The organism is Ferrovum sp. JA12 (genome assembly GCF_001431705.1).
Lineage (GTDB): Bacteria > Pseudomonadota > Gammaproteobacteria > Burkholderiales > Ferrovaceae > PN-J185.
Genome location: NZ_LJWX01000002.1, coordinates 529,673 through 549,324, shown reverse-complemented (window position 1 = coordinate 549,324; position 19,652 = coordinate 529,673). Strand labels below are relative to the sequence as shown.

Here is a 19,652-nt window from a genome sequence, read left to right as displayed (position 1 = left end):
CTTAGTACACCTATACCGTAAAACGATCCCATTAGAAGGGATTAATTGTGACCACCTTGGGGGCTAAGATTGTTCTCTACCGGCGAGACACCGAGAGACACAAGGCATCTTGTTCAACATGAAGTCTCTTACCGTCCATGGGTAGCACTTAATTTTTCAGACGGTTTCTAACCTTAAATTAAAGTGTAGAGTATTCTGCTTCTTAACAATCCTTTTTCACTAACACCCACAGTATATTTCTAGCTAACCACTCAAGCAGTGTCATCAGCGGCACACACTTAGTGGTAGCGGGGTCGTTAATCGAGGGTGTACAATTTTAAAAATTATCGATTTAAGTAGGCAATTTATTTAGGTGGGTTATGAATTTATATAATGCAAATATCATTGAGTGGGATTTTGTTTTATTGGTGTTCTTCTCTTTTATTGCTCCCTTTGGTATCTATTATTTCCTATCCGTCATTCAATCCATCTCCAGAACCAAAGTAGTAATGATGGCTTTTTCTTTACTGGTCATCTCTGGCGTTGATGTGACTTTGTTACAAAGACTCAGTCACAAGGTCATGCATTTAAACGAACCTTCCTATAGTAAATTTTTTCAAAATGAATTCTCCTTAGCCTTATATATACTGCCTGCTCTCTTTGCTGGAATTGCCATAAATTTAATTTCCCACGTGTTAATTGAGCACATTCATCTTGCCGAAAAACGCTTTGATGCAGAGCAAAAATCCAAGTCCCAGCATCGCCCTTAATGGATCATTTTTCAATCACATTGTGATGCTACAATCTAGCAACTTTCTCATTAATGACAAATCACTGTACGGCTTTGCCATAACAGAGATACCAAGCGGTGTTTGATTCAAGGTTAATGGCCTGTTAATTTGTACTAAACCCATTAAATCGGCTATGGATAAAAACTGAAATGAAGATTGCCTAGAATAATCAAATTCCTGTTGACTTGTACCCAAAGGTGAGGGTAAATCACCAAGGATGGGGATCAACCAGACACCAACCCCAGTGATCTGACTGGCAAATATTAGTCACTCTGTAACCAAATCGCTGATGCAGTCACGGTTTTATTTGTCACAATCTTGATACTCTTGTGCTATTTCATCGCCCTGTATGATTTGAGATAGCTGTGCACATTGAGACAAATCCAAACTCTGCACACAGAGAGGAGTGAATCATTAGAGGAGAGCAAAAACTCTTCCCAGGTGCCTGGTGAGGGCTTTACTGGGTGAATCTGGGCTCTGTTCACAACTCAGCATAGGGCATTAAAGTAGGACAAAGCGTATCAACGAGATTACGATTTACTATACCAAGCTTCACTTTTTTTCACCCAGTACACGACACTGAGCATCACTGGCACTTCAATTAAAACGCCCACCACGGTGGCAAGCGCCGCACCGGATTTAAAACCAAATAGACTGATGGCGGTGGCTACCGCTAATTCAAAAAAGTTACTGGCACCAATTAAGGCTGAAGGACCTGCTACACAATACATTTCCCCACATTGCTTATTTAACCAATAGGCTAAGGTGGAAGTAAAATAAACTTGAATGGTAATGGGGACAGCTAGCATGGCAATAATGAGAGGTTGCTCAATTATCTCGTTACCCTGAAAGGCAAACAATAAAATCAAGGTTAACAGTAATGCACCAATGGCAACAGGACCCAAGGTTTGCAAGGTTTTTTCTAGTAAATTCTGTTGATGAACGATTCTTTGACGCCATAATTGGGCAATGGCCACGGGCACAATAATGTAGAGAATCACGGAGGTCATTAAGGTTTGCCAAGGGATGGTGATAGACGAAATTCCTAATAATAGGGCTACCATGGGAGCGAAGGCAAAGATCATAATAGCGTCATTGAGAGCCACCTGGCTTAAGGTAAATAGGGGCTCACCATTGACTAAGCGACTCCACACAAACACCATGGCAGTGCATGGCGCAGCAGCTAACAAGATGAGTCCCGCAATGTAGCTATCCACCTGATTGCCAGGCAAATAAGACATAAACACATGGCGAATAAAAATCCAGCCCAGTAACGCCATGGAAAAGGGTTTGATGCCCCAATTAATAAAGAGTGTAATGCTGATACCACGCCAATGAGATTTAATAGCACCCATGGCTGCAAAGTCCACTCTGAGCAACATGGGAATCACCATGACCCAGATTAATAACCCCACAGGCACATTCACCTCTGCAATTTTAAGGGCAGCTAACACATGAAATGGCACCGGAAAAAAATGGCCTAATAATACACCAGTAATAATGCACAAAAATACCCATAGGGTTAAATACCGTTCAAAAATACTCATGGCCTCCCCTACTCTTGAACTCGACCAATGCTAGTCAATTCATTCTGTAGAGCTAACCGGTCAAGTTTTTCAATGGGTAACTCCATGAATAACTGAATACGTCTGGCTAATTGACTGTAGGCTTTTCTGAAGGCATGAGCTCTGGCTTCAAGGGGCTCAACATGAGCGGGATCAGGAATCCCCCAATGGGCCGTCACAGGATGTCCTGACCACACAGGGCAGACTTCTCCGGCAGCGTTATCGCAGACCGTAAATATAAAATCAAAATGAGGAGCACCCTCAACGGCAAACTCATCCCAACTTTTACTTCTGAGACCCTCGGTGGGTAAGCCCATTTCTTGCAATAGCGCTATGGCCATAGGGTTTACCTGCCCGTTAGGGGTGCTTCCTGCACTGTAGGCTCTGAATCTTCCTTTACCCAAGGCATTAAACAACACTTCGCCCAAGATACTGCGTGCTGAATTACCGGTACAAATAACGAGTACGTTATACACCTGAGACATCATTTCTCCTAAGTACTATGTGGTTCACAAACTAAATGGCTGGGCTGTTGACAACTCTCCCCTAAACAGCAATTTTCCGTTAAAAAAGCCATGAGACTATTCATCTTGTCAAAATTAGCGGTATAAATAACAAAGCGTCCCTCATGGCGGGAGGCGATCATGCCGCCAATCACCAGTTCTTTTAAATGAAAAGACAGCGTGGAGGGAGGAATGTGACACACCTCACTAATTCTCCCAGCTGCCATACCAACGGGACCTGCCTTTATTAACAAGCGAAAGATCTCCAAGCGCGATTCCTGCGCTAAGGATGTGAGTGCCATGACGGCCTGTTTATTTTCCATATTTCTATAATAATAGAAATATAGTATTAAATCAATGATTTTTAGATTAGATTACTTAATCTTTAATGTTATGATGCCCAGTATCAAAAAATTGAGATAATCTTTCCATGAAAAAAAATGCTTTTATTTTTCTTTTTATCGGTTCCATCCTACTCTTCATCATTGTCACCAATTTCATGCACATGCGCTTAGCGCGCAGTACGATGATGATGGGCAATAGGATGAGCCTGCATCCTCAACAACCCCACACAACACCCAGTACCATCTTTGTGAACGCAGGAACCGAAGAGGTACTTACTCGCTATATATTATCTCACCACCTTCGATGCTTAGAGTGCCATGAGATTAATCAAAATAAAGTAGGTCCCGCCTATGTCTTAATTTCTCAAAAATACCCAGAGAATCCAGAGGCTGTGAGTACTCTCACGCAGCACATTGCCAACGGTTATGGCGCCATGCCAGGGGAATTGGCTACTGCAGAAGAAGCCCATGATTTAGCAGCAATGATCATGAAATTAACTAAAAAACTTGGGCAATAAATATTGTCTAGTCCTCAGCGAAATAGGAAGCATATGGATGGCATCGGTTGACTGACCGGTTAACTTCAATCGATTCCTTTTCGCCGTGGGGTCACGCTTCTACAGCCCCGATTAAATGAGTATCACCATGAACTGAAGCAATCGAAAGAGTAACCATAAAGCCTCCTAAAATTTACATCCTAAGACCCTAAAATTTATCGTATTACGATCGTGACTAAGTTTTGGCCATTAGGGAGGTATTTCCCCAATCCCCTCTCGCACAAATATCATCCTTGCTTAGCGTATCAAAAGCATTAGTGATACTGACCATAACAGTATTATTGGCAGAAAATGTGGAATTGCACTCCTAAATAAATACCCTCGCATTCTATTACTTGTCATCGCCGGGGTGAGTATGGGTTAAAAAAGAGAGTTAATTACTCTTTTACATCTCATTAAAACACATCGCTTCCTTCACCATAGTAGGTCCATGATTTTGAGGATAAGTAACCACAATGGTATCCAGAAAACTCTATGATTTCGTTGCCCATGTTCTTATTTTAGGTATTTCATTAGCAGGCGGTCACTTGGTATGGGCTGAAGACTCAGACCGTTCTGTGGTGATTACGGTGGGAGAAAATCAAGTATTAACCCTGGGCAAAATGAATAAAATCATTGTTGCCAATAGCAAAGTGGCGGACGTTCAAAACGTAACTCAGGAGAGTTTATGCTTGGTGGGTAAAGAGTTGGGACAGACCTCAATACTGATTTGGCGAGGAAAGGCGCAGATTAAAGTCAGGGTGGAGGTGGTGGCAGACATATCCGCTATTACCGACAAAGTGAAGGAGCTTTATCCTGAGGAAAAAAACATTCATATCAAATCTCTTTTCGATCAGATTATTGTGTCCGGAGAAGCCTCATCAACCTTGGTCAAAAATAGTGTTCTTTTATTACTCAATCATACTTACAAGAATCATGTGACGAATTTACTAGCGGTCAAGAACAATCCTGAAATTGAGTTGGATGTTAAAGTCATTGAAATTCAAAAGAACTTTGAGCAACGATGGGGCTCACAATTGTATGGCTCCAACACAACCCACAGTCTAGGCGCAATGAGTCATTTTGGGACGGGCGCCTTAGGGCAATTAACAATTTTAAAAGGAGGTATCACTGAGATAATAGATGCCCAGTTATCAAGTAATCACGCAAAAATTCTAGCGCAACCTAATATTATCTCCTTAGATGGAAAAATGGCGAGTTTTCTTGCGGGAGGTAAATTATTTATCCCCATCCCCATTGCCACGAATCTCGGTGTGAGTTCAGTATCGTTGCAGGAGGAAAATTATGGAGTCAGCTTACAATTTACCCCCAATATTATTTCTAGTAAACGAGTATTATTGGCCATTAACTCTGAAGTTTCCGAGCTCGCTGTCTCCTCTACTACCTATGGTACAGGCAATAATCTAACCACCATTCCCACAATTATGACGCGTAAAGCCAATACGAATATCGAACTGAATGACGGCGACAGTCTGGTAATTGCAGGATTATTACAAAACAATATTAGTCAATTACTTCAGGCTTTTCCGGTACTCTCTACTATTCCCGTTTTAGGTTTACTCTTTAAAAGTAATGACTACCAGCAAAATAAAACAGAGCTAATTTTTATTGTTACTGTCCACTTGATTAATCATTAGTTTATATGGTTGAAGGCTATAACTAAGCACTTTGCACTAATTTACGATTCACCACGAGAGAGCCTAGCACCATGCCAATACAACTGGCCAAGAGCCCCGCTAATTGGGGTGGGATGGCCGCCTCTGGCGTGACCCACTCGCCAATCAACCATACTCCACCGCCCAACACCACAGACAAAAGCCCGCCAAGAGGTGTGGCTCTTTTCCAGTAAAGGCCACAGACCAATGGAACAAAGGCGGCTACTAAGGTAATTTTATAGGCGTTTTCTACCATTTTAAAAATTGACAGTTCTGAGTGAATAGCAATATAAGTAACAAGAACTGTGAAACAGAACACAATGATACGCATCACTTTGAGTAATTGATCATCGGTCATGGTTTTATAAAAACCCTTCACAATATTTTCTGCAAAAGTCACTGAGGGAGCTAGCAATGTGGCGGAGGCACAGCTTTTAATGGCTGACAATAAGGCTCCAAAGAACATGATTTGGGCAAAAAGTGGTGCTTTTTCTAAGATTAATTTTGGCAGGATTAATTGTGAATCGGTATTTAAATATTGACTCACTAAATCTGGTGCAATGAGCGTAGCAGAATAGGCTAAAAATATGGGGACAAAGGCGAACAGAAAATACAAACTGCCACCCAACACCGAGGCATTGCGGGCAGTTTTTTCGTTATTGGAGGAGGTTACCCGTTGAAACACATCCTGTTGCGGGATGGAGCCTAACATCATGGTGATCCAGGCAGTAAAAAAAGCCACCATATCGGTCAGGTTAGCCTTGGGCCAGAAGTTAAATTTACCCTCGAGGCTGGCATGATGAATCACATTAGCGACCCCCCCCGCGGGGACACTCAAATCCCAACCAATGTAAAGCATCCCCACCATAATAATAATCATTTGGATAAAATCAGTGATGGCCACTGAGAGCATCCCGCCAAAGAGCGTATAGATCATGACGGTGGCCGCACCAATGATCATACCCGTATCCTTAGAAATGGCCTCCTCTGACACCACATTAAAAACGAGCCCTAAGGCTTTAATTTGTGCGGCCACCCAACCCAAGTAAGAGATAACAATACAAAGTGTCACCAATACTTCAACACTTCGACCGTATTGGTGGCGATAGAAGTCACCAATGGTAAGCAGTTTTTTACGATAAAGCTTGACTGCAAAAAACAACCCCACTAAGACGAGACATAGGGAGGAGCCAAAGGGATCGGCCACCACGCCATGTAAACCTTCCTTTAAAAAAGTGGCAGGAATACCCAATACCGTTTCAGAGCCAAACCAGGTAGCAAACACCGTGGCTGTCACCACAGGAAGAGGCATGCTATGTCCAGCTGCGGCATAGTCTGCCGTATTGTGAACGCGTAAGGCCACCCACAGACCAATGGCCACCGAAATAATCCAATACGCTACGACAAAACCTAATAACATGATCTAAAATTAACTGTTAACAGAATTCAGCAAAATAGTATAACCATATTTAATCATGATTAAACACCTCTCCCTTATACCATATGATATTTTTCTTATCTGCGTGTTGATAAGGAATTTCAGCCAAGAGTGGCGAGCGCATTAATGCTATTAATGTCGCCTTGTTCTCCTCATAGTAACCCATGTTTGGATGAATCTGATTCGCCACCCATCCCACCACACGCAAACCCTGGCTGACAACACATTGCTCCGTTAAGAGTGCATGATTGATGCATCCCAAACGCATGCCTACCACAATAATTACCGGTAGACGGAGTTCAAGGCACAGATCAATAGTGAGCCTCTCGCCCGCCAGGGGCACCAATATCCCCCCTGCCCCCTCAACCACCACACAATCCACTCTCGAGGCCACTTGGGTAAAGTGATTGTGAATAACTGCAAAATCTATCTCAATCCCCGCCTCCCGGGCGGCGAGGTGTGGCGCTATAGCAGGTTCAAAGCAATAGGGATTAATCTTATGGCGCTCAATGGCGGTATTTGAGGCACCCTGTAATGCCATTACATCATCATTTTCTAATTGACCATGACGCCATGTGGCGCCTGAGGCCACGGGTTTAAAACCACAAACTCTAAGGCCTTGGTGCGCTAAATAATCTAGCAATAAGACACTAAAAGTGGTTTTTCCCACCTCGGTATCAGTGCCGGTAATGAAAAACGCACTCTGCTTCATCCCGATACTCCATTTAATACGCATAAGGTTCCTGTGACCAACTCAATAAATTCCTCATCGGTGATGGTGTAGGGCGGCATAAAATAAAGCTGGTTGCCGATGGGTCGAATGAGAATATGGTGGCGTAAACCCAACTGATAACACTCTCTAGCAAAGGAAGGGTTTTGTGTATCAATACTAAAAACCCAAATCATACCCAGTTGACGCCAAGAGTTCACTCGGGGATGGTGCACAAGGGGTAATACTAATTGGTTTAATAGTTCAAGCCGTGATTGGTTAGTCTGGAGTACCCTCTCTTCATCAAAAATATTTAACACTTCAAGGGCCGCTCGACAGGCTAAGGGATTACCGGTGTAGGAATGGGAATGTAAAAAACCATGCGCAATATCATGACTGTAAAATTCTTGATATACCTCCTCGGTGGTTAACACTGCTGACAGAGGTAAAAATCCACCAGTGATGCCCTTTGATAAACAAATAAAGTCAGGCTGGGCCGTACTTTGTTGATAAGCAAAAAAACTACCCGTGCGCCCAAAGCCCATGGCAATTTCATCAACAATCAAATGGACTTGATAGGCTTTAGCCAGTTGTGATAGTCCTGCAAGATATTGCTTTGGATAAAAAAGCATGCCAGCGGCCGCTTGAACCAAGGGCTCCACAATCATGGAAGACAGTTGTTGATGATGCTCCTCAAGATAGGTCTGCGCCACAGCCAAGCATTGCTCTATTTCATGGGCCTCATGGCTATAGGGCACTGGGAGTAATGGCGCAATGTGAATTAAATCCTGGTAAGCCTGTTTAAAGAGATCAATATCCGTCACGCCCAAGGCCCCCATGGTTTCACCGTGGTAACTATTTTTCAAGGCTAAAAACTGGTGCTTGTGGGGAAAACCTTTATTGCGCCAGTAATGGACGCTCATCTTCAGTGCAATCTCCGTGGCCGAGGCGCCATCGGAGGCATAAAAAGCATGGCCCAGCTGATAATTGGTTTTAGCACTGAGCCGCTCTGAGAGTTCAATTACCGGTTTATGGCTAAAACCCGCCAACATCACATGTTCAACCTGGTTTAATTGTTCAATCACGGCTTGTTTAATACGCTCATTTTGGTGACCAAATAAATTCACCCACCAAGAGCTGATGGCATCAATATAACTGTTCCCTGCTTCGTCAAAGAGTTTTACTCCACGGGCCTCTTTAATTACAACAGGTGCAAAGCCTTCATGAAACTTCATTTGCGTACAAGGATGCCATACGGCCTGTAAACTTCTCTCGTCCCAACTACTGATAGTTTTTTTCATAACACCTTTGTTAACACGTCCACCAAACGATCAATATCACTCAACTTATGATTAGCACAAAGACTAATTCTCAATCTCGCACTCCCAGGGGGCACGGTGGGGGGTCTGATGGCCGGCACCCAAATACCCTCCCCTAATAATTTTTCCATTACCCTCATCACAACATGACTCTCACCCATAATTAATGGATGGATGGCACTGTGGGAGACATTGGTATACTGTGTAAAGTGAGCTAGTTGACTAGACAAATAAGCGATTAATTTTTTTAACTGATAATTATAGCTCGAGTCCTTCTCAAGAATTGATAAAGCTTTGAGAGCTCCCGCAGCAAGAGTCGCGGGCGTACCCGTGGTAAAAATATAGGTTCTTGATTGTTGCATAATCCAATCGATTAGCACCTCGTCACCTGCCACCAAGGCGCCAAACACCCCCATCGCCTTACCGAGAGTGGCCATATATAAAAGACGTGGTGAATTGAGCGAAAAATGCTCCAATATGCCGCGCCCACTTGTCCCCAATACGCCAAAACCATGGGCATCATCCACATAAATAAACGCATCATAGCGCTCAGCAAGATTCAGTAATTGATCGAGGGGCGCTATATCGCCGTCCATACTAAATACGCCATCGGTGACTATCCATTTATTACTCTGCCTTGAGCTCTTGAGTGCCTGTTCTAAATTATCCACATCAAGATGAGGATAAATATGCAGGGTACTGCCTTTACTCAAACGCAATCCGTCAATTAAGCTCGCATGGTTTAATGCGTCGGAAAAAAAAGCCGTATCCTCTAAGGCCAAGGCCTTTAATACACCCAGGTTAGCCATATATCCCGTAGAAAAATGTAAGGCCTTTGGTAAGTTATGATATTGCGCAAAGCTTAACTCTAGCTCATGAATTAACGTGTTATGACCACTCACCATGGCCGAGGACCCTGACCCTGCGCCATACTGAGCTAGGGCGTCCTGCATGGCTTTAATTACTTCGGGTTCACTGGCTAAACCTAAATAATCGTTACTGGCAAAAGATAAAAGGGCTGTTCCGTCTGCCACCAAATGAGGGCTTTGTGGGGTAGAAATAATTTTTCTTTGCCGCAAAAGTCCCCTCTCTTGCCAGCTCAAGAGGTGTTGCTTAAACAAATCATGCATATCAATATAAGGAATCGTTCTTTATTGGAAAGTTAATTACTATTATAATGTTGAATTCTATTTATTAATCATTCAGTTATTTAAATTATGGCAGCTTTTGGCACAGAAAAAGTACTTTCAGTTCATCATTGGAACGACACACTATTTAGTTTTACCACAACCCGTGATGCAGGGCTTCGTTTTGAAAACGGGCATTTTGTTATGATCGGCCTTGAGGTGGAGGGGAAACCCTTAACCCGCGCCTATAGTATTGCGAGTGCCAATTATGAAGAGCATTTAGAGTTTCTCAGTATCAAAGTGCCCAATGGTCCATTAACGTCACGCCTACAGCACATTCAAGTGGGCGACAGTGTGCTCGTTAGTAAAAAACCGGTTGGCACCCTTGTCATTCATGATCTACTGCCTGGTAAACATGTGTATCTCTTTGCTACCGGCACGGGGTTGGCGCCCTTTATGAGTATTATTAAAGACCCTGAAACCTATGAGCGTTTTGATAAAGTGATTCTCGTGCATGGCGTGAGGCAAGTATCGGAGCTCGCTTATCGCGACTTCATCAAGCATGAGCTACCTAACAATGAGTTCTTTGGTGAAGAGGTTAGACAAAAACTGATTTACTACCCCACTGTCACACGGGAAGAGTTTGAGACCACAGGACGCGTCACTACCCTCATTGAAACGGGACAATTATTCAAGGATATTGGCCTACCAGCCCTTGACCCACAGGTTGACCGAGCAATGATTTGTGGCAGTCCAGGCATGCTCAAAGACATCTCAAAGCTTCTTGATGAGCGGGGTTTCAATATCTCTCAAGGCGTTGGAGAGCCTGGTGACTACGTGATCGAACGCGCCTTTGTGGATAAATAGTAGGACTTAGTCCTGTGCCCTTTGGTGCGTTTGAGCCAGGACCAAATATACCGCAGGCACCACAAATAACGTAAATAACGTGCCAATGGATAGCCCTGAAAAAATCACAATTCCCATGGCCCGGCGCCCAGCCGCCCCGGCACCGCTGGCTATCACTAGGGGTAACACCCCTAACACCATGGCCGCGGTGGTCATTAAAATAGGTCGCAAACGAATAGTAGCAGCACTAATTATCGCGTCTAGTTTAGACAGGCCTTCCTGTTGTTTTTGATTGGCAAACTGCACAATTAAAATTCCATGTTTACTAATGAGTCCCATTAGGGTAACTAGCCCAACCTGGGTATAAATGTTTAAAGTGGTGACGCCTAAATTAATAAAAATTAATGCGCCAAATAAAGCCATGGGCACTGAAAAGAGAATCACTATGGGGTCTCTAAAGCTCTCAAAGAGCCCTGATAACACTAAATACACCATTAATACAGCAAAAAGTAACGTCACAACAAAACTTCCTGACTCCTTCACATATTGTCTTGAGGCGCCAGAATAATCAATGTTGTATCCTGAGGGCGCATATTTTAAGGTGGTTTTTTTAAGGAACGCTAAGACTTGATCTTGGGTGACAAAGGGCGTCGCAACTCCGGCAATGGTGGTAGCATTGAGTTGCTGAAAGTGGCTCACCACCTCAGGCACTACCTCTTGGGTCATTTTACCAATGGAGCGGGCACTGACCATTTGGCCACTGGCCGTTTTAAAGTGTAAATCTAACAACTGGTCAGGATTAAGACGCTCCACCTGCTCCACCTGCGGGATCACTTTGTAGGAGCGTCCTTCTATTGAAAAGTAATTTATATAGCCTGCTCCCAACGCACTATTTAAAGTCGTGGCAATATCCTTTTGCGTTAACCCAAGATTACTCGCCATATTTCGGTCCACCACAAAGGTAGACTGGGGCTTATCAATTTTAAGATCCTTATCAATGAAGAAAAACATCCCACTATTTCTGGCCTCATCCAACACTTTTTGTGCGACTTCATTTAAATTAGCAAAAGAATCGGTGGTGTTAATCACAAACTGGACGGGTAGCCCTTGAGTGCCGGGCAATGGCGGAAACTGAAAGGCCGCCACCCGAGCTCCTGGTAAAGCACCCCATTTCATTTGCAGGTCTTTTTGCAAGACCTCAGCGCTCCTCTTACGTTGGTCCCAAGGTTTAAATACCACTCCACCAATACCCTGATTAATCACAGGTGAGCCCGTTATTTGAAACATTTGCATATACTCGGGTTCGGTTTTGGCAATACGATGCAATTCATCAGCATAGTGTTGCATCTCATCGGAGGAGGGGTTAGGAGGCCCGGTCATGGAGTAGAGAACAATACCTTGGTCTTCCGTGGGCGCCAACTCCTTCGCGGAGGTCATAAATAAATAGACCGCGCCAAGCAATAATAATACCCCCATGACCACAAGAACTGACTCGGTTTTTAACAGCGCCGTTAACACCCGCTGATAGCCTTGATGAACCCTTTCAAACTGACGGTCAATCCAATGGGCAAAGGCGTTACCATGCTGGTTATTGGTAAAAAATTTAGAGCACATCATGGGCGAGAGAGTAAGTGCAATAATCCCAGAGACAGTCACCGCCCCAGCTAGGGTAAAAGCAAACTCGGTAAATAGTGCCCCCGTTAACCCTCCTTGAAAACCAATGGGAATATAGACTGCTATGAGCACAACCGTCATCGCTAAAATGGGTCCTCCCAATTCCCTGGCTGCTAAGAGCGAGGCCTCCCAAGCAGACTTGCCTTCCTCATTCATATGGCGATCGACGTTTTCTACCACAATAATGGCGTCATCCACCACAAGACCGATGGCAAGAACCAAGGCAAGTAACGTTAAGAGGTTAATGGAGTAACCCAAGATTAACATAACCAAAAAGGTGCCGATTAAGGATAAGGGCATAGCCACCACAGGAATGACTACCGCCCGCAGATTTCCTAAGAACACAAAAATCACTAAAGTCACAATAATTAAGGCCTCAATGAGGGTTTTCGCTACCTCATGTATGGAGGTTGTAATATATTGAGTGGAATCATAGACAATATTGCCAGTGAGCCCGGTGGGCAGTTTAGCTTTAATAGAGGGGAACACTTTACGCACACGCTGGGCTACATCGAGCACATTGGCATTAGGCGCCACTTTAATGCCGATAAATACAGATTTCTGACCATCAAAGGCCACATTAAAATCGTAGTTATCAGCGCCTAACACTACCTTGGCCACATCCTTCAATCGCACAATGGTATTACCCGATTGTTTGACAATCAGATTGTTAAATTCCTCTACACTGTGTAAATCGGTATTCGCCGTTAAATCAATACTGACGGCCTGTCCCTTGGATGACCCAATCGCAGCCAAGTAATTGTTAGCAGCTAAGGCTGCGGCCACCTCTGCCGCACTCACCCCAGTGGCTGCCATCTTGCTATCAATCAACCACGCCCGTAGCGCAAAATTACGCGCGCCTAAAATCTCTGCGGTTTGCACGCCTTCAATAGAATCTAGTTGGGGCTTCACTTCCCGTAATAAAAAATCCGTAACATTATTAGTGGGCAATACATCACTGTAAAAACCCATATACATCGAGTCAATGGTTTCGCCAATTTTGACGGATAACACCGGTTGCTGAGTACCCGTTGGCAATTGATTCAGTACGGTGTTTACCTGAGTGTTGATCTCTGTTAGCGCTTTATTTGGATCGTAATTAAGACGCAGTGTGGCGGTAATGATGGAGGTCCCTAATAAACTGTTTGAGGACAAATAATCTATCCCCTGAGCTTGCGCAATGGCGGACTCTAGGGGCTGGGTGATGAAACCGGCCACGGTTCTGGCATCAGCGCCAAAATAATTAGTGGTAATGGTAACCACAGCATTTTGTGTCCGCGGATATTGGTTAACGGGTAAACCAAAAATAGAACGCAAACCCAATACCAGAATAAAACAACTCACCACCACTGACAAAACGGGTCTTCGTATAAAAATATCTGTAAAAGACATTATTGCAATCCTATTAATGTTCTTGTGGTGTGGGGGCGGGATTATTGGCTGGCTCAACAAGGTGAGAGACAGTCACAGGAATCCCTGTTTTTAACTTTAATTGCCCGCTCGTCACCACTAAATCGCCTGGCTTCAAGCCTGAGAGAACGGCAATTTGATCGCCTCTTGTGGCCCCGGTGGTCACAAATACCTGCTCGGCGGTGGCCTTACCTGCTGCCCCCTCCTTCACCACAAACACCGTGGCTCCGTAAGGGTTAAAGCTAATGGCACTTTGTGGCAGAGTAAGGTAATTCCGAGGCTCACCATATTGCCAATGAATCATCACAAACATGCCAGGCAATAGGCGTTCCTGCACATTATGGATAACTCCTTGGATAGCAATATTGCGGGTAGCCTGATCAATATCAGAACTTAAGGCATCAATTTCACCCTTAAAAGTGGTGTTAGGCCACACATCGGTGGTCACTGAAATACTCTGTTTGACTTTGAGCACACTTAACAGCGATTGCGGAACGTTAAAATCAGCTAACAGAGGAGATGTTTGCTCTAAATTCACAATTTTATCCCCCACATTAACATATTGCCCGGGATTTACCGAAGTAATACCCACTCGTCCTGCAAAGGGGGCACGGATGATTTTTTTCTCCACCAAGGCCTTTTGCGCAGCTACCTGCGCGAGTTTACTGTGATAATCCGCCTCATCATTTTGAAGTTGTAACAAACTGATGGCTTTGACGCGATATTGTTTGCGATCTCTCTCAAGAACGAGTTTGGCTAAATTGAGAGCCGCTTTTAGCACTTGTAATTGCGCTAACTCGTTATCATTATTGATCACCACTAAGATTTGCTTCTCTTTTACTCGTTGACCGGAATGAAACAACACCTGTTTAATGAGGCCCGCCGACTCAGTACTGAGGGTGACACCGTGCAGAGCTCTTAAGCTTGCTACCTCTTCCACAGTAGGGACCCATTGACTAGTAGACACCCTCATGGCTGTAACACTTTGCGCAGGAACCCCCGCAGCACTCATGTATTTTTTGATGGCATATTGTTTGAATAAATTAAACCCAACGATAGCACCCATTAAAATGACCACGAAAATTAACATGATCATCATGCGTCGTCTGGTTAAAGATTGCTTTGTGCCCTGTTGACTGTCCATTGTTTTTCTCTTCAATACCGAATAAGTTATTGTTTAGAAGAAAGCGTGTCGCTATTCCATCCGCCACCCAAGGCCAAGAAAAAAGCCGCCGTATCATTCAGGCGATCCGCTTGCGCCTGCAGTAAACCAATTGCAGATTGTTCTTGATGAAGTTTTGCATTCAGCAATTGAATATAGCTCATGGACCCCGTCTCAAACTGCGTTTGCATCACACTCAATTCCTCCAGGGTAGCTTCAAAGCTTTGGTGGCTTTGGTCTAGATTTTGCCCGTCCGCTTCAAGGGTAGTCAGGCTATCAGCCACATTCTGGAAAGCATTCAACACCGTTTGTTGATAGGTTAAGGCTGCACTTTTTAAGGAGGCTTTAGCAGCCGCCGTTTGCGCTTCTAAGGCCCCACCGTGAAATAATGGCTGGACGATACCAGAGGACAAGCTCCACACCGCTGAATTTCTAGAAAAGATGGAGTTGGGGTTAGCTGAGAGTGTGCCGTAGGTGGCATTTAACGTGATATTGGGGTATTCACCGGAGAGAGCCACCCCCACTTGCGCCGTGGCCGCATGAAGAAGTGCCTCGGCATTTAAAATATCAGGGCGTTGGCGAATAAGCGTTGAAGGCACTGATAAAGGGAGGTCTTGCGGTAGTTGTATAGTTGACAGATCAAGATCAGCCAACCGACTTTGTGCTGGAGTTTGCCCTAAATAAACTGCTAACTGATGATCAAGACGCTGATAACGGCTGATCAACGCAGGCAACGACTGTCTCATTTGCGCGAGGGACTCCTTGGCGCTCGCCACGTCCGATGGCGAGAGAGCTCCTAACTGATAACGTGTTTTGGTGATGCCGAAGAGCTCCTCCTGCTGCTGAATCATGGTACGGGTGAGTACCAGTTGATTCTTCACTTGCGCCCGCGATATAGCGGTGGTAATCACATTAGCAATCAACGTTATTTTTGCAGCTTCATAGGTGTACGCTTGACTTTGCGCCTCGGCATAACTGGCTTCCAATTGTCGGCGCACTCCGCCAAATAAATCTAAATTATAAGCAACGTTGACCGAGGCATTAGTTAAACTAAAAATACTAGGTGGACTGGGTTGACCGAAGGATGCCGGATTAAAACGCTGTTTGGTTTCAGAGAGATTGGCGTTCACACCAGGCAAGGATAAGGATCGATCAAGAGCCAGTGCATTTTGCGTAGCGCTCACCAGAGTTTGTTGTAAGGACTCTAAGTTGGGATTGTGATGAAGAGCCACTTGTACCATCTGGTTTAACTGCTCGTTACCAAAGGCTTGCCACCATTCTTTTTTAACGCTGGCCTCTGATAAATGTTGGGTAGCGCCATGAGTATCCTTCTCATTCGCCGAAATGGCAGAGGGATTCCCTTCTTTAACGTAGGAAATAACCTGTGGTGCAGCAGGACTCTTAAAGTCCGGCCCAACCGCACAGCTACTTAATCCTAATATACAGCATGTAAAATAAATGAACCGCATGGCTTAGCTCTGACCCCAACGTAAATAGGCTACTTCATCACTGTGTTTTGCATCTACCCACTTCTCTTGATCCTGGGTCACTTCTTTTTTCCAAAAAGGCACCGTGGACTTTAAGGCATCCATAAGAAACTGAGCGGCCTCAAAGGCCTCAACGCGATGCTCACTTAATACCACCACACACACAATATCCTCAGCCACCGCAAGGCGTCCCACTCGATGAATCATTAATGTGTCGATGAGTGACCAACGAGAACGAGCTTCATTCTCTAGGCTAACCATGGACTTTTCTGTCATACCAGGATAATACTCCACCTCAAGATGAGTGAGTTGACCCAGTGTCCCCATCTCCCTCACCGACCCCACAAAGCCCACCACGGCACCTACTTGGTGATGTCCGGCCTTGAGTGCGTTAACTTCAACCCCTAAATCAAAGGAATTGGTTTGGATCCTAACAGACACAGTTTACCCTCCTGTGACGGGCGGGAAAAGAGCTATTTCATCATTATCAGAAAAAATATCCTGCCATGAAGCTCTTTCTTGATTAATAGCGATTTGTAAGGGGCCTGTCTCCTGAAATACTTTCTGCCATTGCGGGCCCCTCAAACATAAAAAAGCTTTTAATTGATCACCCTGATTAACCCCCTGAGGTAGCGTTAATTGCTCTTCAGAGAGGTTTAGTTTTTCCCTTAGGGACGCAAAATATTTAACGGTAACATTCATGGTGTAATAACCTTGATGAGTTAAGTCATTTCTAAAATAAAATCTACAATGGCTTGGGGCTGATTAATATCAAGTTGAATTAAATTATCCGTGGTGTTCTGGTCACTGGCAATAGCCACCACAAAGGGATCCGTTGGCGCAATCCGAGGGTGCCCAGTACTCTCTCGCCATACTTCGATTTTCTTGATGGGATGGGTCTTAAAGCCTTCTACAATAACAATGTCAGGATCCGTAAGCTTAGCCAGTAATTGATCCAGGTCAGGCTCCACTTCATGGCGCAACTCATGCATCAGCACCCAGCGATGACTGGAGGACACTAATACTTCCGTGGCCCCCGCTTCGCGGTGACGCCAGGAGTCTTTGCCGGGCACATCAATGTCAAAGCGATGGTGAGCATGCTTAATCACTGATACCCGTAAACCCCTTGCCACCAAGAGGGGTATCAATTGCTCAATGAGTGTCGTTTTTCCAGAACCAGAATAGCCTGCAAAACCAATAATCTTAGCCACTAAAACTCCCTTAATCCTAATAGAGTGAGAGGGTTAATATAGGATTTTACTCAGCGCCTCTTGCTGCTTTTTTACGGTCATGCTCGAGCAAGTAGCGTTTTCTTAAACGTATACTATCAGGGGTAATCTCCACCAATTCATCATCGGCAATAAATTCAATGGCCGACTCCAAAGTCAGTACAACGGGGGCATTTAAAATCACGGCCTCATCTTTTCCAGCCGCTCTGATGTTGGTCAATTGTTTGGTTTTAACCGGGTTCACAATTAAATCATTGTCACGACTGTGAATACCAATAATCATGCCCTCATAAACTCGATCTCCTGGCACCACAAACATGCGGCCCCGATCTTGCAATTTCCATAGAGCATAGGCCACAGCCTCACCCTGCTCAGCGGAAATCAATACCCCGTTATGGCGAGCTGGAATATCTGGCTTCATTTGATCATAATCATCAAACACGTGGCTGATTAAACCAGTACCGCGGGTGAGCGTTAAAAACTCCGATTGAAAACCAATTAATCCGCGGGCAGGGATACGGTAATCTAACCGCACACGACCACGGCCATCGGACTGCATGTCCTGTAAGTCGCCCCGTCTTTCCCCTAAGGCCTGCATAACAGGCCCCTGATGTGTTTCTTCCACATCCACGGTCAGCATTTCAAAGGGCTCACATTTTTGACCATTCACTTCTTTTAGTAACACGCGAGGGCGTGAGACGGCCAATTCATAACCCTCACGACGCATGTTTTCTAACAGAATCGTTAAATGCAATTCACCACGCCCGGACACTAAAAAGACGTCAGTATCATCCGTGTCTTCTACTCGTAGCGCCACATTACTTAATAACTCACGATCTAACCGCTCACGCAGTTGACGGCTTGTCACAAACTTACCCTCTTGTCCAGCAAAGGGCGAGGTATTTACCTGAAAATTCATGGTCAAAGTAGGCTCATCAACGGCCAGCATAGGTAATGCCTCCGGTTGACTGACATCGGTAATGGTGACTCCAATACCAATGTCTTCAATACCATTGATTAACACAATATCCCCCGCTTCAGCCACCTCAAACTGAACACGCTCCAGTCCCTTAAAGCCCAACACTTGGTTCACTTTGGCTTTTTTAGGCGTAGAATCAGGACCGCGCATGACCATCACTTCCTGATTAGGCTTGATGCGGCCACGGTGAATGCGGCCAATACCAATACGGCCCACAAAACTCGAGTAATCAAGAGAGATAATTTGTAATTGTAAGGATCCTTCTGGGTTACCTGGGCGCTCGGGCACATATTTCACCACGGCATCAAAGAGTGCTCTCATGTCAGTGGCTGATTGAGCTGGATCTAAGGTGGCGTAGCCTTGCAGTGCTGAGGCGTAGACCACGGGAAAATCCAGTTGCTCTTCCGTAGCGCCCAGCTTATCAAATAAATCAAAGGTATGATTTACCACCCAATCTGGCCGTGCACCCGGGCGATCAATTTTATTCACCACCACAATGGGTTTTAAGCCCTGCGCCAGGGCTTTTCTCGTCACAAAACGGGTTTGCGGCATCGGTCCTTCCACGGCATCCACCAGTAACAGCACCCCATCCACCATGGACAGCACTCGTTCTACTTCACCACCGAAGTCGGCGTGTCCTGGGGTATCCACGATATTAATATGCGTGCCTTCATACTCCACAGCACAGTTTTTAGCTAAGATCGTAATCCCACGTTCTTTTTCAAGATCGTTACTATCCATTACCCGCTCAGATACCGATTGGTGGGCAGCGAAGGTACCTGATTGTTGTAATAACTTGTCCACCAGGGTGGTTTTACCGTGGTCAACGTGAGCGATAATTGCAATATTACGAAGTTGTCGTGCCATAATAAGTGGAT

General features: G+C 44.8%; 18 protein-coding genes. 4 read left to right on the top strand and 14 right to left on the bottom strand.

Going from position 1 to position 19,652, the window contains the following annotated elements; translation table 11 throughout:
• Window positions 1-359: 359 nt before the first annotated feature.
• Window positions 360-749: a hypothetical protein gene (locus tag FERRO_RS07685; protein WP_056930284.1), complete on the top strand. Its 390-nt coding sequence runs from the start codon at window positions 360-362 to the stop codon at window positions 747-749.
• A gap of 551 nt (window positions 750-1,300) precedes the next feature.
• Here the strand turns inward: FERRO_RS07685 and arsB are convergent.
• The 3 genes from arsB to FERRO_RS07670 are packed head-to-tail and all read right to left on the bottom strand — an operon-like array spanning window position 1,301 to window position 3,161.
• On the bottom strand, window positions 1,301-2,317 hold the full coding sequence (arsB, locus tag FERRO_RS07680; protein ID WP_056930283.1) for an ACR3 family arsenite efflux transporter: 1,017 nt from the start codon (window positions 2,315-2,317) through the stop codon (window positions 1,301-1,303).
• Window positions 2,318-2,325: 8 nt separating this feature from the next.
• Window positions 2,326-2,823, bottom strand: coding sequence for an arsenate reductase ArsC (locus tag FERRO_RS07675; RefSeq protein ID WP_056930282.1), 498 nt, complete (start codon window positions 2,821-2,823; stop codon window positions 2,326-2,328).
• A gap of 5 nt (window positions 2,824-2,828) precedes the next feature.
• Window positions 2,829-3,161 carry an ArsR/SmtB family transcription factor gene (locus FERRO_RS07670; RefSeq protein ID WP_056930281.1) on the bottom strand — a complete coding sequence of 111 codons (333 nt, stop codon included), beginning with the start codon at window positions 3,159-3,161 and terminating at the stop codon, window positions 2,829-2,831.
• A 107-nt stretch (window positions 3,162-3,268) separates the two neighbouring features.
• Between FERRO_RS07670 and FERRO_RS07665 the strand changes: the two genes are divergently transcribed.
• Together FERRO_RS07665 and FERRO_RS07660 are read left to right on the top strand one after the other, a co-directional pair.
• The gene (locus FERRO_RS07665) at window positions 3,269-3,700 is read left to right on the top strand and encodes a c-type cytochrome (protein WP_056930280.1); all 432 of its coding nucleotides are present in this window, start codon (window positions 3,269-3,271) and stop codon (window positions 3,698-3,700) included.
• A gap of 494 nt (window positions 3,701-4,194) precedes the next feature.
• The gene (locus FERRO_RS07660) at window positions 4,195-5,376 is read left to right on the top strand and encodes a type II and III secretion system protein family protein (RefSeq protein WP_056930279.1); all 1,182 of its coding nucleotides are present in this window, start codon (window positions 4,195-4,197) and stop codon (window positions 5,374-5,376) included.
• A 22-nt stretch (window positions 5,377-5,398) separates the two neighbouring features.
• Here the strand turns inward: FERRO_RS07660 and FERRO_RS07655 are convergent, their stop codons facing one another.
• The 4 genes from FERRO_RS07655 to bioF are packed head-to-tail and all read right to left on the bottom strand — an operon-like array spanning window position 5,399 to window position 9,990.
• On the bottom strand, window positions 5,399-6,814 hold the full coding sequence (locus tag FERRO_RS07655; protein WP_056930278.1) for a sodium:solute symporter family protein: 1,416 nt from the start codon (window positions 6,812-6,814) through the stop codon (window positions 5,399-5,401).
• 49 nt (window positions 6,815-6,863) lie between these two features.
• Window positions 6,864-7,544, bottom strand: coding sequence for a dethiobiotin synthase (gene bioD, locus FERRO_RS07650; protein WP_056930277.1), 681 nt, complete (start codon window positions 7,542-7,544; stop codon window positions 6,864-6,866).
• Entirely contained in the window at window positions 7,541-8,842 is a 1,302-nt protein-coding gene (bioA, locus tag FERRO_RS07645) for an adenosylmethionine--8-amino-7-oxononanoate transaminase (RefSeq protein ID WP_056930276.1), read from the bottom strand. Before bioA ends, bioD begins: the two co-directional genes overlap by 4 nt.
• On the bottom strand, window positions 8,839-9,990 hold the full coding sequence (gene bioF / locus FERRO_RS07640) for an 8-amino-7-oxononanoate synthase (protein ID WP_056930275.1): 1,152 nt from the start codon (window positions 9,988-9,990) through the stop codon (window positions 8,839-8,841). Before bioF ends, bioA begins: the two co-directional genes overlap by 4 nt.
• Before the next feature lie 87 nt (window positions 9,991-10,077).
• Between bioF and FERRO_RS07635 the strand changes: the two genes are divergently transcribed.
• On the top strand, window positions 10,078-10,854 hold the full coding sequence (locus tag FERRO_RS07635) for a ferredoxin--NADP reductase (protein WP_056930274.1): 777 nt from the start codon (window positions 10,078-10,080) through the stop codon (window positions 10,852-10,854).
• A gap of 6 nt (window positions 10,855-10,860) precedes the next feature.
• On the opposite strand, the gene FERRO_RS07630 is transcribed toward FERRO_RS07635, so the two are convergent.
• The 7 genes from FERRO_RS07630 to typA are packed head-to-tail and all read right to left on the bottom strand — an operon-like array spanning window position 10,861 to window position 19,641.
• Window positions 10,861-13,899 (bottom strand): efflux RND transporter permease subunit, encoded by a 3,039-nt coding sequence (locus tag FERRO_RS07630; protein ID WP_056930273.1) that lies wholly within the window; start codon window positions 13,897-13,899, stop codon window positions 10,861-10,863.
• A 13-nt stretch (window positions 13,900-13,912) separates the two neighbouring features.
• Window positions 13,913-15,061, bottom strand: a complete 1,149-nt coding sequence (locus tag FERRO_RS07625) for an efflux RND transporter periplasmic adaptor subunit (RefSeq protein ID WP_056930272.1) — start codon at window positions 15,059-15,061, stop codon at window positions 13,913-13,915.
• 26 nt (window positions 15,062-15,087) lie between these two features.
• Window positions 15,088-16,548: an efflux transporter outer membrane subunit gene (locus FERRO_RS07620; RefSeq protein ID WP_056930271.1), complete on the bottom strand. Its 1,461-nt coding sequence runs from the start codon at window positions 16,546-16,548 to the stop codon at window positions 15,088-15,090.
• 3 nt (window positions 16,549-16,551) lie between these two features.
• Window positions 16,552-17,007 carry a molybdenum cofactor biosynthesis protein MoaE gene (locus tag FERRO_RS07615; protein ID WP_056930270.1) on the bottom strand — a complete coding sequence of 152 codons (456 nt, stop codon included), beginning with the start codon at window positions 17,005-17,007 and terminating at the stop codon, window positions 16,552-16,554.
• A 3-nt stretch (window positions 17,008-17,010) separates the two neighbouring features.
• Complete coding sequence (gene moaD / locus FERRO_RS07610; RefSeq protein ID WP_056930269.1) at window positions 17,011-17,268, bottom strand: molybdopterin converting factor subunit 1; 258 nt, start codon at window positions 17,266-17,268, stop codon at window positions 17,011-17,013.
• 20 nt (window positions 17,269-17,288) lie between these two features.
• Complete coding sequence (gene mobB, locus FERRO_RS07605) at window positions 17,289-17,777, bottom strand: molybdopterin-guanine dinucleotide biosynthesis protein B (protein WP_056930268.1); 489 nt, start codon at window positions 17,775-17,777, stop codon at window positions 17,289-17,291.
• Window positions 17,778-17,823: 46 nt separating this feature from the next.
• On the bottom strand, window positions 17,824-19,641 hold the full coding sequence (gene typA, locus FERRO_RS07600; protein ID WP_056930267.1) for a translational GTPase TypA: 1,818 nt from the start codon (window positions 19,639-19,641) through the stop codon (window positions 17,824-17,826).
• Window positions 19,642-19,652: the final 11 nt, after the last annotated feature.